This window comes from Metabacillus sp. B2-18, assembly GCF_021117275.1.
In the GTDB taxonomy this organism is placed as follows: Bacteria; Bacillota; Bacilli; order Bacillales; family Bacillaceae; genus Metabacillus.
The window spans coordinates 2,422,292-2,435,770 of sequence record NZ_CP088245.1 but is presented as its reverse complement, the minus strand read 5'-3'; the positions used below and the strand labels follow the sequence as shown (position 1 = coordinate 2,435,770).

At 34.3% G+C, this 13,479-nt stretch carries 11 protein-coding genes and 1 pseudogene; 8 read left to right on the top strand and 4 right to left on the bottom strand.

All coding sequences use genetic code 11. The features are described 5' to 3' along the window. Window positions 1–129: 129 nt before the first annotated feature. The 5 genes from LPC09_RS12265 (at window position 130) to LPC09_RS12245 (ending at window position 6,571) form a co-directional block, all read left to right on the top strand. On the top strand, window positions 130–1,143 hold the full coding sequence (locus tag LPC09_RS12265) for an HNH endonuclease (RefSeq protein WP_231309601.1): 1,014 nt from the start codon (window positions 130–132) through the stop codon (window positions 1,141–1,143). A gap of 27 nt (window positions 1,144–1,170) precedes the next feature. After that, complete coding sequence (locus LPC09_RS12260; protein ID WP_231309600.1) at window positions 1,171–2,304, top strand: hypothetical protein; 1,134 nt, start codon at window positions 1,171–1,173, stop codon at window positions 2,302–2,304. A gap of 29 nt (window positions 2,305–2,333) precedes the next feature. Next, window positions 2,334–5,486, top strand: coding sequence for a DEAD/DEAH box helicase (locus LPC09_RS12255; RefSeq protein WP_231309599.1), 3,153 nt, complete (start codon window positions 2,334–2,336; stop codon window positions 5,484–5,486). A gap of 303 nt (window positions 5,487–5,789) precedes the next feature. Further along, complete coding sequence (locus LPC09_RS12250) at window positions 5,790–5,984, top strand: hypothetical protein (RefSeq protein WP_231309598.1); 195 nt, start codon at window positions 5,790–5,792, stop codon at window positions 5,982–5,984. Beyond that, entirely contained in the window at window positions 5,981–6,571 is a 591-nt protein-coding gene (locus LPC09_RS12245) for an ATPase (RefSeq protein ID WP_231309597.1), read from the top strand. Before LPC09_RS12250 ends, LPC09_RS12245 begins: the two co-directional genes overlap by 4 nt. A gap of 90 nt (window positions 6,572–6,661) precedes the next feature. Here the strand turns inward: LPC09_RS12245 and LPC09_RS12240 are convergent, their stop codons facing one another. Then, on the bottom strand, window positions 6,662–7,015 hold the full coding sequence (locus LPC09_RS12240; RefSeq protein ID WP_231309596.1) for an ABC transporter ATP-binding protein: 354 nt from the start codon (window positions 7,013–7,015) through the stop codon (window positions 6,662–6,664). A gap of 179 nt (window positions 7,016–7,194) precedes the next feature. Between LPC09_RS12240 and LPC09_RS12235 the strand changes: the two genes are divergently transcribed. Further along, a complete protein-coding gene (locus LPC09_RS12235; protein WP_231309595.1) occupies window positions 7,195–9,102 on the top strand; it encodes a 3'-5' exonuclease in 1,908 nt (635 codons plus the stop codon). A gap of 563 nt (window positions 9,103–9,665) precedes the next feature. On the opposite strand, the pseudogene LPC09_RS12230 reads toward LPC09_RS12235, so the two are convergent. The 3 genes and pseudogenes from LPC09_RS12230 to hxlA form a co-directional block, all read right to left on the bottom strand. Next, window positions 9,666–10,653 (bottom strand): annotated as a pseudogene (locus tag LPC09_RS12230) (Gfo/Idh/MocA family protein). 358 nt (window positions 10,654–11,011) lie between these two features. Continuing rightward, window positions 11,012–11,569, bottom strand: a complete 558-nt coding sequence (gene hxlB, locus LPC09_RS12225; RefSeq protein WP_031538337.1) for a 6-phospho-3-hexuloisomerase — start codon at window positions 11,567–11,569, stop codon at window positions 11,012–11,014. 8 nt (window positions 11,570–11,577) lie between these two features. After that, the gene (gene hxlA, locus LPC09_RS12220; protein WP_031538336.1) at window positions 11,578–12,210 is read right to left on the bottom strand and encodes a 3-hexulose-6-phosphate synthase; all 633 of its coding nucleotides are present in this window, start codon (window positions 12,208–12,210) and stop codon (window positions 11,578–11,580) included. A gap of 204 nt (window positions 12,211–12,414) precedes the next feature. Here hxlA and LPC09_RS12215 point away from each other — a divergent pair, with 204 nt between their 5' ends. Then, window positions 12,415–12,780, top strand: a complete 366-nt coding sequence (locus tag LPC09_RS12215) for a winged helix-turn-helix transcriptional regulator (protein ID WP_066194376.1) — start codon at window positions 12,415–12,417, stop codon at window positions 12,778–12,780. A 461-nt stretch (window positions 12,781–13,241) separates the two neighbouring features. Next, window positions 13,242–13,406, top strand: coding sequence for a hypothetical protein (locus tag LPC09_RS12210; RefSeq protein WP_155986760.1), 165 nt, complete (start codon window positions 13,242–13,244; stop codon window positions 13,404–13,406). The last annotated feature ends 73 nt before the right edge of the window (window positions 13,407–13,479 follow it).

Sequence of the window (13,479 nt, the reverse complement as noted above, 5' to 3'; positions counted from 1 at the left end):
ATTCCATTTAATCATCCCCTTAAGTCAATCCCGGTTATTTATTCCCATAATTTACAAGGGATCTTTCTTTTTTTGTCGAATTAACTATAATAAAGAACCCTTGAAGATAAATATAGGAGTTGTTTCAACATGGCGAAACACGGATATAGTGGCTTAGGATATGAAATTGTGAAAGCTGTTGCTACTGGGGATATACTCGAACCGATTACATATGAAAAGGTAAAACTTTTTTGTGAGGAAAATAAAATAAACGCAAGCGAAAAGCATATGAGAGTTATTTTACCTAATGCAAGTGAAAATGGTCATAGTCCTACATATAAGAAATATTTTGAAAGAATTGGTCGTGGACAATATGTAGTACTTCCTGAATTTAAAAGTCAGAAGAGATTTTACTGGTTAAATATTGATTCAACTAGTTATGAATGGACTTTTACTAATAAAAAACTTGGCACAACTCAAACATTTTCAAATCTTAATATGAATGGAAACAAACGAAAAAACCCACGGTGCTTTAGAGAAATTACTGTTGGGGATTTAGCAGTAGCATACGAAATTGGTGATGTACGAGCAATCACCACTATTTGTAAGGTAACAGACAAGTATGAAGAAGATCATGAAATTTCTGTAGAATTTCAAAAAATAAGTGATTATGAACTTGGTTTAGAACTGGATAGTCTAATAAATTCACGAAATTTAGAAGACTGTGAGGCAGTCCATTTTCATAGGGGGACATTATTTGAGATTGAGCATAATCATTTTGAACTTATTGCACAAATGTTAAAAGAGAAAAACAAAGTCTTAAGTGATGAGGAAGAACTCTATCAAGCTGTTAAACAGGCGATGAAGAATAACAAGCAGGAAAGATTATCACGCATAGATAACAGAGATTCTGTATATCCAGATACATATGAAGTACTTACTAAGGCTTTTAGACGTGACCCAGACGTTATAGCTGAAGTTTTGATTCGAGCAAATGGAACCTGTGAAAAATGTGGAAAAGAAGCTCCGTTTAAAAGGGCATCAGATGGTAGTCCTTATCTAGAAGTTCACCATAAAAAAAGACTAGCAGATGGTGGAGAAGACACTACCGATAATGCGATAGCTGTTTGTCCCAATTGTCACAGAGAGTTACATTTTGGTTAGAAGTCACTTAAGCAGGGAGTTGATATGATGTTAAGCTTTGAACATAAGAAAACAATTTTCAGTTCATATAATGAATTATTCGAGAAATCTATAAGTAATGATAGAGTTGATTATGTTTATCCTGGTAGTTTACAAAGAGGGAAGACTCTCGCTACTCAATTACATCCAAGTGGAAACGGATATGTGATCGGTAAATATATGGATTCTGACATGATCTTTACAAAGGGTTATAAAGTAGACAATCAAGGATGGATAAAAATTAAGGATTACTCGGTTGAGGAATTACATGAAATTATCATAGATGCAATGAAGTCGATGTCAAATAAAGATATAAAAGCGCACTCTTATAATAGGCCTAATGAAATAAAATATATAAGATCATTTAATGAAAACGTTGATTCACAAACAAAGTCTGAAAAGGTTTCATTAGAATTGGTTCAATCATGTTTATATAACTGGCTTGGTTATGGAAATATCAATGCTTCTACCTGGTTTATTGGAATTGAAGAGGGTGGAGCGGAGATATGGAGAAATAAAACAAAAACGCTTGAACAAAGCTTGGAGTTACGTAAAAGGTATAAATCTCAAATGGATTTTCGTTACGTGTGGGAAGAATTGTATAATATACCGTTAGAATCATTTAGTGGACCTAATGTATGGCGTTATATGGTCGCATTTTTATTAGAATTAGAGGGACATAAACCAAATACTGAAGAAATTAAAGATTATATTTTTTATTCCAAGCAATTTGGTAGAGAAGACTCAAATCATTTTCTATGTGAACTTATGCCCTTACCAAAACAATCTAAAGGAAATATCGATCCGTATAAATCAATTTGGTCTACTGTAGAAGATTATTATAAAGAGGTTGGCGAAAAAAGGTTTTCATTAATTAAGGACGCCATTATTCAGAGTACAAATGTTGGTCTTATAGTCTCTTATGACCGAACATTAACTGAAAAAATGGTCAATTTCTTTTCCTCAGTTATTGAGACGATTGACAATTGGAAATTCGCCCATGAAGAATATACTCTTTTTAAAGTGACTCTGCATAATAATAGAGAAATTTTCTTACTCTCCACCCCATTCTTTGGAAACGGTAGAATCAGTTATGAAGGAATTAGAAAAGCTGTAGAACGTGTAAGAAGTTTACGTATATAATATATGATTAAACAATCCGAGGTGCAACAATGCTCAAACAAGGAATCTACGAAGAAATTATAAATAAGAAATTAAAATATGAACTAGCAAATCTAGATAACGATACATTTGAACTAGGAAAAGAAAAGTTAGACGTTGAGGAAGCTAGAAAAATGCTTTCTTCCTACATATCTACAATTACAAGAAAAGCATTAAAATCCCTTAGAGAAAATCAAAATGAAGATTCTGAAGCTTTATTTCAACAAATTAAAGTCTGTAATGAGATTATTGAGCTTCTTAGTATGAAGCTAGATGATGAAGAGTTTAGAAGCTTACAAATTGAGGAAGAGGGAGAAGTTCTTACTTCGATTTATTCACGTCTTAATTCTATAAAGAGTATTAGAAAGGATGAAGTTATTCGTCCAGTAACACCAATTTCCCAAAGCTCTTTATTTACTGGATCGAATTATGAACCAAACATGCTTGGGGAGTTAAAGAAAGAGATTTTGACTTCAAATCAGATTGATATGCTTGTTTCTTTTATAAAGTGGAGTGGCGTTCGGTGCATCATTGAGGAATTGAGGGAATTTACTGATCGAGGTGGAGAGTTAAGAGTTATTACCACATCTTATATGGAAGCGACTGATTTTAAAGCGATTGAAGAATTGAGTAAGCTCTCTAATACTGTGATCAAGGTTTCTTATGATGTTGAACGGACTAGACTTCATGCAAAGGCTTACCTTTTTAAAAGAGATACAGGCTTTACGACTGCATATATTGGTTCTTCCAATTTATCAAACCCTGCGTTAACTTCAGGGCTAGAGTGGAATTTGAAGGTAACGGAGAAGGATTCATTTGATATCGTTAGAAAATTTGAAGCTACATTTGAAAGCTATTGGAATGACAAAGAATTTCAACCATTTGATTATAGAAATCAGCAAGATCAGGAGTTACTTCGGAAAGCTTTATCTAAAAAGAAGAAAGCAGCTGACCAAGATTTGAATTTTGTCTTTGATATTCGACCATTTCATTACCAAAAGGAAATCTTAGAAAAATTAGAGGTTGAACGGAAGGTATTTGGTCGTTATAAAAATCTCGTTGTTGCGGCTACAGGGGTTGGAAAGACCGTTATATCAGCATTTGATTTCAAACGATATTATACAAGTAATGGAAATAGAGCAAGGTTCTTATTTGTAGCTCATAGAGAGGAAATTCTAAAACAAAGCTTAGATACCTTTCGTGGGATTTTAAAAGACCCAAACTTTGGTGAAATGCTTGTAGGTAACCATGTTCCATCATCATTAGATACTTTATTTACAAGTATTCAAAGCTTTAACAGTAAAAAGTTATATGAAAAAACAACGAGTGAATTTTATGATTATATTATTGTTGATGAATTTCACCATGCCGCTGCTGAATCTTATCAAAAGCTTCTTAAACATTATCAGCCAAACATTTTACTTGGTTTGACGGCAACACCTGAACGAATGGACGGGAAAGATATTCTTCATTATTTTGATCATACCGTTGCAGCTCAAATGCGATTAACGGAAGCAGTTAATCAAAAATTACTATCACCTTTTCAGTATTTTTGTGTAAGTGATTTGGTAGATCTCTCTAAATTAAAGTGGAGTAGAAAAGGTTATGATGTGAAAGAGCTTGAAAATGTATATACTTCTAATGACATGAGGAGTAATCAAATCATTAAAAGTGTTTATAAGTATGTCACCTCAATTGATGATGTAAAAGGGCTTGGATTTTGTGTTTCAGTGGAGCATGCTAAATATATGACTGACTATTTTAATCAGATGGGAATTCCGTCCCTTGCCCTACATGGTAATGTGGGTCAAACGCTACGTCATGAGGCGCAAGATATGCTAACTCGAGGCGAAATCAAATTTATATTTGTTGTTGATTTATATAATGAGGGTGTCGATATTCCTGATGTTAATACCATTTTATTTTTGAGGCCAACTGAAAGTTTAACTGTGTTTTTACAACAGCTCGGTAGGGGACTACGACTAGCTGAGGGGAAAGAATGCTTAACCGTTCTCGATTTCATCGGACAAGCTCATAAAGATTATAACTTCGAAGAGAAATTTAGAGCACTTTTAGGAAAAACAAAGCATTCGATTGAACATTATGTTGAAAATGGATTTTTCAATCTTCCTAAAGGGTGCTTTGTACAGCTAGAAAGGCAAGCTAAGGAATATATCTTAAGAAATATTAAAGCAGGTGCGAACACAAAAGCGAATTTAATTTCAAAAATGAAATACTTTGAACAGGATACAGGATTAAAGCTAACTCTTAATAATTTTCTAAAGCATTATCATTTATCCCTTTATGACTTTTACGGAAAAAGTAAAGACCGAAGCTTCACTCGCTTGATGGTACATGCTGACGCTAAAGAGAATTTTGAGGTTGAGAATGAAAAGTTTATCACAAGTCGTCTACCTAACTTATTCCATCTCAATTCAGCAAAACTACTTGATTTTTATAATCGTTTTATTGATGGTGAAACAGCTCAAACAGAAGAAGAAAGATTAATGCTTGCGATGTTTTATTATTCTTTTTATCAACATCATCCTAAGAAACAGGGATTTTCTTCAATTGAAGATGGACTATGGGCCATACTCTCAATCAAAGAGTTTAGGAATGAAATAGTCGAAATACTAGAGTATTTGTATTCATCACTTGTAACAATGGAAATTGAAAATGAGTTTGATTTTCCTTGTCCTTTAACTGTTCATAGCCGTTATTCAACTGCCCAAGTGCTAGCTGCATTAGGATATTATAGTGAAGAAGCAAGTCCATCCTTTAGAGAAGGAGTTAAGCATTTTAAAGAGAAAAACCTTGATGTATTCTTTACTACTCTTAATAAATCTGAAAAAGATTTTTCTCCATCAACACTTTATGATGACTATGCGATCAATGAGACATTGTTCCATTGGCAAACACAGTCAAAGGTTGCAGAAGGCAGCGAGACTGCAAACCGATATCGAACTCATATGAAAACTGATCATAAGCTTGCATTGTTTGTCAGGGAATACAAGAAAGAGTATGGTTTGACATCTTCATTCATTTTTCTAGGGTTAGTTGATTATGTAAAGCATTCTGGCAGTAAGCCAGTGAGTTTTGTTTGGGCGTTACATGAGGAAATGCCATCGTACTTGGTGCCGAGGGCGAATAAAAATATTTTATAAAAATTCCATTACAAAAAAGAATTAGAAATTTATTTTCCAAATCCTTTTTTACTAATAATCAGTGGACAAACACTGTTATTACCTTTTTTAAGAACAGCTTTCTTAATCGTTAATTAACCGTCCCTATTCTTATACCGACTATGCTGATTTCAAAAAAACAATGCAAAATAATCTGACAAGCTCTTTTTTAATATTTTTCACTTCGACTGATGAATTTGATGAATTATCAAAAAAATGCATCTATCCGAATGGTGTTTATGTAGTTATTATCTGCTATAATCTCTACTAAGGTGGTGTTTTCTGATGTTAGAAGAACCGAATAATGTACAAAAAAGAAAGTTTGCATGGGCTGATAAATGGGTGAAGATGACTGGTGAACGTGCAAGAATTGACGCAAAAGTAAATAATACGTATATTGTGTACGAAAAGAATGGAAAACTGGTTAAAGAATTCCCCAATGGTGATATTGTTCCTCTCACAAATGAGGATCAATCATGAGTCATAGCCACAGACCTATGTTCTACGTGTTTGCTGGGAACAATGGGAGTGGAAAAAGCACCATCAGAAACCTACTCATCGACAAAATTGGTGTAGATATTAATCTAGATCCAGACGCAATTGCAAGAAGAATTGACCCTTCAAACCCAGAATCCAAAAGGGTAACAGCTGGAAAAGAAGTAATAAAATCTGTATATAGATATATCAAAGAAGGTAAAGATTTCTCAATTGAGACCACACTTGCTGGTGGAAATGCTATTCGACAAATGGAGAAAGCTAAAGAGATGGGCTATGAAATCACTATGTTTTATGTAGCTTTGAGTGATGTTAGTCAGAATATTAAGCGTGTTGCCATGAGGGTGAAAAATGGGGGACATGATATCCCGACTGAAGATATCCTTAGAAGAAGCAAAACGTCTTTTGACCATTTATATCAATATGCACATATGGTTGATAACATTGTCCTGGTTGATAACAGTCAAGAAGACGGTGAAATTGTTCTTGAAATTAATAATGGTGCAATCACATTTGAAGCGCAAAACTTACCTCAATGGGTACTTCCTGTTAAGGAGCAGTTTTTGTATTAAAAAGTCAATATAGACAGAAAAGGTAACTTAGAATGAAAGCATTCTAAGTTACCTTTTTTCTTTAAGAGATATAAGCACCATTACGAATCCTTATACTTTTTTTAAAACACCCTTTTTCACTAAATTCACTAAAGTCCCCTTATTCTTATACCGATTATAACCAATCAACCTATTTAAATCCTTAACAGTCAATTTAGTTGGATCAATAGCAATCACAAATTCATCTTTAACTTTATCAATTAACGAAAGTGCATAGTCAATTTGTTTTGGCGTTAAAAGATGTTCTTCATCATCAGTACTTGGAGTCTGGAGTGCTGAAGCATGTTCTTTTATTCGTTGATCAACAATTGCCTGTACTTGATCTTCACTTATATATTGTCTGTCTGGTTCAGCTGATGATTTTTGTTTAGGCTGTCTTAATTTCTCCAGTAGTCCTTTAATCATGTTTTTACACTTCCTCTTATCGCGTGGTTCTGATCTTGTATTACCTAGATGATTTCAATGAATAATCTGTTTTATTTTATCATAATTGTAAGAAAAAGGGCGATATTTCTCAAAAAATGTAAGACTATATAACTAGTTGTAGTATAATTGATGAAAATACATTTTTTGGAGCGTTTGGTATGGCAGTTACAATTCCTGAAAATATTCGATCAACGGCTACCGCGGGGGAAAGGTTATTATTTCGAACACTAAAGACCTATTTACCTGATGATTATATTGTTTATTACGAACCAGATATTCAAGGGAGAAGACCGGATTTTATTATTATTGGACCAGACCTTGGTATTGTTATTTTAGAGGTTAAGGATTACACAAAAAATACATTGTTTCAGATTAATCATGAAGAATGGCAAATTGTCACATCTTCTGGTGAGCAAACCTTTGTGAAAAGTCCAATGAAACAAGCAAGAGAAAATATGTTTCATGTTGTGAATGCTTTGAAAAAAGATAAAAATTTAATTCAGCTTGAGGGAAAGTATAAGTTTCAGTTGAAGTTTCCTTATGGACATGGTGTTGTGTTTACTAGAATGTATTCAAAAGACTTTATTGAGCATAGTCTTTATTCTGTTGTAGAACCAAGCCTTTGCTTAACGAGAGATGAAATTGATCCTGATAAAGAATCATTTTCTGAAGAAGTCTTAATGGAGAAAATCTTGAATATGTTTGTCGTTCCCTTTCGTTTAAGAGAACCACTTTCAAACGAAGATATAAGTGCGATTCGTTATCACTTGTTTCCAGAGGTTCGAATTAGTGCTGAGTTTAAACAGCCTGTTCCATATCAAGATCAGCTTTTATTATCGCTTCATGATATTAAAACAATGGATCTCCATCAGGAAAATTTAGCAAAGCAAATCGGTGATAAAAACCGATTAATTCGTGGTGTAGCTGGAAGCGGCAAAACAATTATCCTAGCTAGTAGGGCTAAAATGTTATCAAAGCAAAATCCTGACTGGAAAATCTTAATACTTTGCTACAATATCTCTCTAGCAAATGCCATTCAGCAAATGATCACCCATATGTTAAACGAACCTGAAGATTTATTTGATTTTGATCCTGCCACAAATACGATTCAAAATAAACATATTACCGTTCGCAATTTTCATGCTTGGTTAAAACATGATTTAAAAATTAGTGAACATCAACTTCCATCTGTCATTGAAAAGCTGGAAAAGAAAGAAGCTATTCTTCCTACATATGATGCAGTTTTAATAGATGAGGGACAAGATTTTGAAGCGGACTGGCTACGATTAGTTAGTTTGCTTATTAACGAACAAACACAATCTTTACTTTTAGTAGAAGATCGGGCACAAACTATTTACAACAAGAAACGCTCATACCTTCAAGACACCGGGTTAAGCTTTCAAGGTAGATCAAAGGTATTGTCGATTAATTACCGTAACACACATCAAATTGTGACTTTTGCTTGGAACTTTTATAGAAAACATTCCTTATTGAAAAATAAGGTTGTAAAGCGTGAACTAGAGGGAGAGATTATCGCACCTCAGAGCACCAAACGAAAGGGACCAGAGCCTGGCATTATAAAAGCAAAAAACTTCTTTGAAGAAATGCGACTGGTTGCTCGCCAAGCTAAGAAATTGAATGAAGAGAAAAAGGTTTCGTATGAAGAAATGTTAATTCTTTACCGAGTAAAACGTACACACCAACATCCTATTATTGATACAATCAAAAAAGCTTTAGGTGATGAGAATTTGCCATATTATTGGATTACAGAAAATGATGTTTCCAAAAGATCCTACGAAAAAGAGGATGGAAAAATAAAAATCAGTACCATAGATAGTAGCAAAGGCCTGGATTTCCGCGCGGTTTTCATTGTAAACATTGAATCTATGCCTTTTCCGTTGGTTGATAACAAAGAAAGAGAAGTTTCATTATTTTATATTGGAATGACTAGGGCGCAGGAATATTTATGTTTGTCTTATTCAGGTGAATCGGAGTTTACTCAGTATTTGGATGAAGTAGTTGAAGAAAAAAAACAACAAAACGATGGAATCGAAAAAGCTAATTAAATTGTGATATGATTGTGAGCTTATAATGAATAAGTGAAGTGAATGATTAGCTGGACAATATCAGCTAATCATTTTACATAAGAGGATTAGTTATCACTTCTTGAAGAAACAAATTATATTGAAGACAGTATAATTGTAAATGCGACTTGGGGGTACGACCGAGGTACTTGTAAAAAAGGGTCATAGCATGGATTTTTTTTACATTTACAACCCTTTTTACTCTGTAGGGTAGGGTGGGGTCAGAAAAGTGCGGTTGTTGGTAGGATCCTAATAGGGGTAGTGTCATTGTCGCTACTCCTATTAAGGAATACTTAAACTAAATCACAAATTAATAAGAAGAAACACATCTTAAAAAATGAGCATTGAACCTTTGCATAATAAGCAAAAGTCCTTTAAAATTTGTTAGCCGGGTAGAAAATGCTATAATGCTCTTATAAAAAAGAATGGATGCAAAATAGTTTAGGTAAGTTCTAAAACGATTTCTTTTATTCTTCGACAAACAGGCCAGATTCGTAATTTCTCAAGAGAATAATACAAGTCGCTGTAGGGGTTTTTGTGTTTTTTCACTTATGATTACTTTGATATACAAGACCTATTTCATCTCTCACTTTATCCAACACTTGTATCGTGGTGTATGAATTTTTATATGAGTTAGTATCAGACTCTGTTTTTCCTCGGTTGATTAATTCAATAAATTCTTTCACTTCGTAATACATAGCTGGATGAGATTGGTCGACTGTTAATTGTTCAACCGTGCCGTCAGTGTAGTGAATTTCTACTTTTTCAGCCGTATGAATCTTATCAATCATGATACTTCCTTTTTCGCCTTGAATTTCGCTTGGTAAATAAGAGTTCGTTATTTTGGAATACATCACAATCGCATCTTTATCATCATATTTTAAGATGACGCTACCTTCACCATCCACACCCGAATCAAGCATAATGCCAGTTGCCTTCACTTCTTTTGGTTCACCAAATAATGTAATAAGTGGATACAAACAATAGACACCAAGGTCCATTAATGAACCGTTCGCAAACTCTGGATTGAAGGCATTAAGGACAATTCCTTCTTTGTATTTATCATAACGAGATGAATACTGACAATAGCTTGCAAAGTATCTACGGATAGGACCAATTTTATGTAAATTATCTTGAATGACCTTGAAGTTTGGAAGTAAGGTTGATTTCATTGCTTCCATTAATAGGGCGTTATGATCTTTTGCGGCTTGAATCATCCTCGCTACTTCGGTTGCATTAACAGCCAGTGGCTTTTCACATAACACATGTTTGCCATTTTGCAAAAATAAAATAGCTTGTTCTGCGTGATATGAATTGGGAGTAGCCAATGTACACCGCGTCAATTTCTTGACTAACTGCCATTTCTTTTAGGTTTGTAAATATTTTTGTTACTCCATATTTACTTGCAAATTCTTCTGCTCTACTAATCGTGCGAGAATAAACAGCAGTTAGTTTAAAATCTTCTACATCATTTGCTGCTTCAAGTAATCTTTCTGTAATCCAATTAGTACCGATTACGCCGAATCGAACCATTTATTCAACCTCATTCCTTTGTTTTATAAAACGAAGAGTTTTGTTTACTACACTTATGAAGCGTTTTTCATCGCCAATAGGATTTTATTTTCCCATAAAAAAACTTATATAGACATGGGGCCTACCAGTGAAATATTGGTGATAACCCAAATAGGGCTCATACTGTGAGTGATGGCTAAATTCTTGGCTGTGCCCCACCCAATAATGATCTCTGATCCGGCCATAGAAGGGACTGAATCAGAGGCTATTTTTTCTTTCCTGTATGGACTGTGTTATTTGTAATATGCAGTAAAGACCGCAATTCATAAAAGAAATAAATGCGGTCTTTACGATGTTTCCATATTTTTTAAAGTGTACTCTATTCGAGATTGGCATGTTTGCCGTACATTTTAGTAGAGTCTAAGCCTTTTTTTTCCATAAAACGCAAGATCAATGCATCATAAAATAATAACATCGTTTGCTCAAAAAGTGACCCCATTGGTTGTATGGTCTTATATTCACTTTCAGATTGATCTTTCGGTGATCCAGGCAATTTAATGATAATATCAGCTAATTTTCCAATCGTGGAGTCAGGGGAAATCGTTACAGCTGCGACCGTCCCACCTAAACTTTTTGCTTTTTCAGCGATTGAAACCAAGGTTTTCGTTTCACCTGAACCTGAACCGATGATCAACAAATCACCTTTTTCTAAATTTGCTGTTACAGTTTCACCGACTACATAAGCATCGATCCCCATGTGCATCATTCTCATCACGAAAGATTTGCCCATAAATCCAGATCTGCCCGCACCTGCAACAAAGATTTTTTTGGATTCCAGAATCTTATTAACCAACTTCTCTGCTTCTTCGTCAGAGATTAAGTCGACTGTCCGACTTAATTCTTGAACGACTTCAGCTAAATATTGAGTAGTTTTCATAGTTATAATTAACCTTGTTTAATTAATTCTTGCATTTTAGCTGCAACTGCTTTTTTATCGTCTTTGCTTGTGATACCGCCACCTACGATGACAAGATCTGGTTGTACTTTAATCACATCTGGAAGTGTTTCTAATTTGATTCCGCCTGCAATAGCAGTTTTCGCATTTTTTACAACGCTCTTAATGGTTGCAAGGTCTTCGAAAGAATTTTTTCCTACAGCTTGAAGGTCATAACCTGTGTGAACGCAGATATAATCTACTCCTAGTTCATCCAGTTCTTTCGCACGACCTTCAATGTCTTTAACTGCGATCATATCAGCAAGGATTTGTTTACCTTGTTTTTTTGCTTCTTCTACAGCACCTTTAATGGACTCGTCTTCAGCTGTACCAAGAATGGTGATGATGTCAGCGCCTGCTGCAGATGCTTGGCTAACTTCATATCCAGCTGCATCCATGATTTTAAGGTCAGCTAATACAGTTAAGTTAGGGAAGGCAGCTTTCACTTCCTTTACTGCTTTAAGGCCTTCATTAATCACAACCGGCGTGCCGATTTCTACAACATCTATATGATTTTCTACTTCTTTCACCAATTCAATGGCTCCTGGAATATCTACAAGATCTAATGCTAATTGTAATTTCATTTATTACTCGCTCCTTATATAATAGTATAATTGTGCCGTATAGCTTTCTTTTGCACAGTGTTATTGTATCCAATTGATAGCTATTTACTAACGGTATGATACTCAGTATACTGGGTATGTTACTAAATTAAAAGTATGCACTTTTTTATCATATAGTAACAAAAAGTATACTATGGGACATAATAAGGGTTGGAGGTGAAATGAATGCCGAATCTTGGGGAAAAAGTGTTTAATTGTGAAAAAGAATTGACTCTTTCGATTATTGGTGGAAAATGGAAAATGTTGGTATTGTGGCATCTAGGAAAAGAAGGAACCAAACGTTTTGGTGAACTAAAGGCCCTCATGCCGGGTATCACTCAAAGAATGCTTGTTAATCAATTGCGCGAACTTGAAGACCATTTGATTGTTCATCGTGAAGTCTATCCTGTCGTTCCACCAAAAGTTGAATACTCACTCACTGAGTATGGAAGAAGTCTGATGCCTATTCTGGAAGCTATGTATGACTGGGGTAAAGATTATATTGAGAATGTATTGGAAAAAGAAACAGAAAACAAATCGTCTATTCAGTAGAAAAAAGAGTTTCTCCTAGGGGTTCGAAAAAGTGTAAAAAAGTTCATATACTAACAAACCACGGTTAGCTATCTTAATAAAGATGCTGTCCGTGTTTTTTTATATCTCTACGTATTTAAAAGGTTGAAAAAACACAACATTTAATAAAAGAATCAGTTACTAAAAAGCCAAGGGCAGCGAATCTTGTATAATCGCTGTCCTTGGCTTTTCACTCTTGGTATTGGATTCAAGTTTATAGTATTATTTTTAACACTATGTTATACCAATGTATCTATATGTTAATAAAGTGCGTACTTTCAAAAGTATAACATACGTAATATACTGATTTTGCTCAAGTAATAGCGAGCTTAAAGAATACTACCAAACCTTAAGGGAATACTGCTACAAGCATGGTGAGATGAAGTGAAACTTCATTTAATAATTTATACATGTTGTTGCTTTTTACGAAAGGAGAGATCCGCATGGAAAGGTTCAAAACTAAGCAGCGAAAAGTTTGTGAAAGATGTCTAATCATCACCATAAATAATGAAACCTGTCCAAAATGTGGACATTCTCAATTAAGAGATATCATTATTACCGGACAAGCTGGGAGAAATAAACGAAACTTACATCCAAAAGTAGGATAACGCAATAGCGAAAATCCTTGTTGTTTTGTAGGGGAAACGAAGAAAATCAGACATTTTTCTATTTGAAAATGCT

Bases quoted from the DNA above. Each gene is read 5' to 3' on its own strand.
- LPC09_RS12265 (WP_231309601.1), top strand. From the start codon at position 130: ATGGCGAAACACGGATATAGTGGCTTAGGATATGAAATTGTGAAAGCT.
- LPC09_RS12260 (WP_231309600.1), top strand. From the start codon at position 1,171: ATGTTAAGCTTTGAACATAAGAAAACAATTTTCAGTTCATATAATGAA.
- LPC09_RS12255 (WP_231309599.1), top strand. From the start codon at position 2,334: ATGCTCAAACAAGGAATCTACGAAGAAATTATAAATAAGAAATTAAAA.
- LPC09_RS12250 (WP_231309598.1), top strand. From the start codon at position 5,790: ATGTTAGAAGAACCGAATAATGTACAAAAAAGAAAGTTTGCATGGGCT.
- LPC09_RS12245 (WP_231309597.1), top strand. From the start codon at position 5,981: ATGAGTCATAGCCACAGACCTATGTTCTACGTGTTTGCTGGGAACAAT.
- LPC09_RS12240 (WP_231309596.1), bottom strand. From the start codon at position 7,015: ATGATTAAAGGACTACTGGAGAAATTAAGACAGCCTAAACAAAAATCA.
- LPC09_RS12235 (WP_231309595.1), top strand. From the start codon at position 7,195: ATGGCAGTTACAATTCCTGAAAATATTCGATCAACGGCTACCGCGGGG.
- hxlB (WP_031538337.1), bottom strand. From the start codon at position 11,569: ATGAAAACTACTCAATATTTAGCTGAAGTCGTTCAAGAATTAAGTCGG.
- hxlA (WP_031538336.1), bottom strand. From the start codon at position 12,210: ATGAAATTACAATTAGCATTAGATCTTGTAGATATTCCAGGAGCCATT.
- LPC09_RS12215 (WP_066194376.1), top strand. From the start codon at position 12,415: ATGCCGAATCTTGGGGAAAAAGTGTTTAATTGTGAAAAAGAATTGACT.
- LPC09_RS12210 (WP_155986760.1), top strand. From the start codon at position 13,242: ATGGAAAGGTTCAAAACTAAGCAGCGAAAAGTTTGTGAAAGATGTCTA.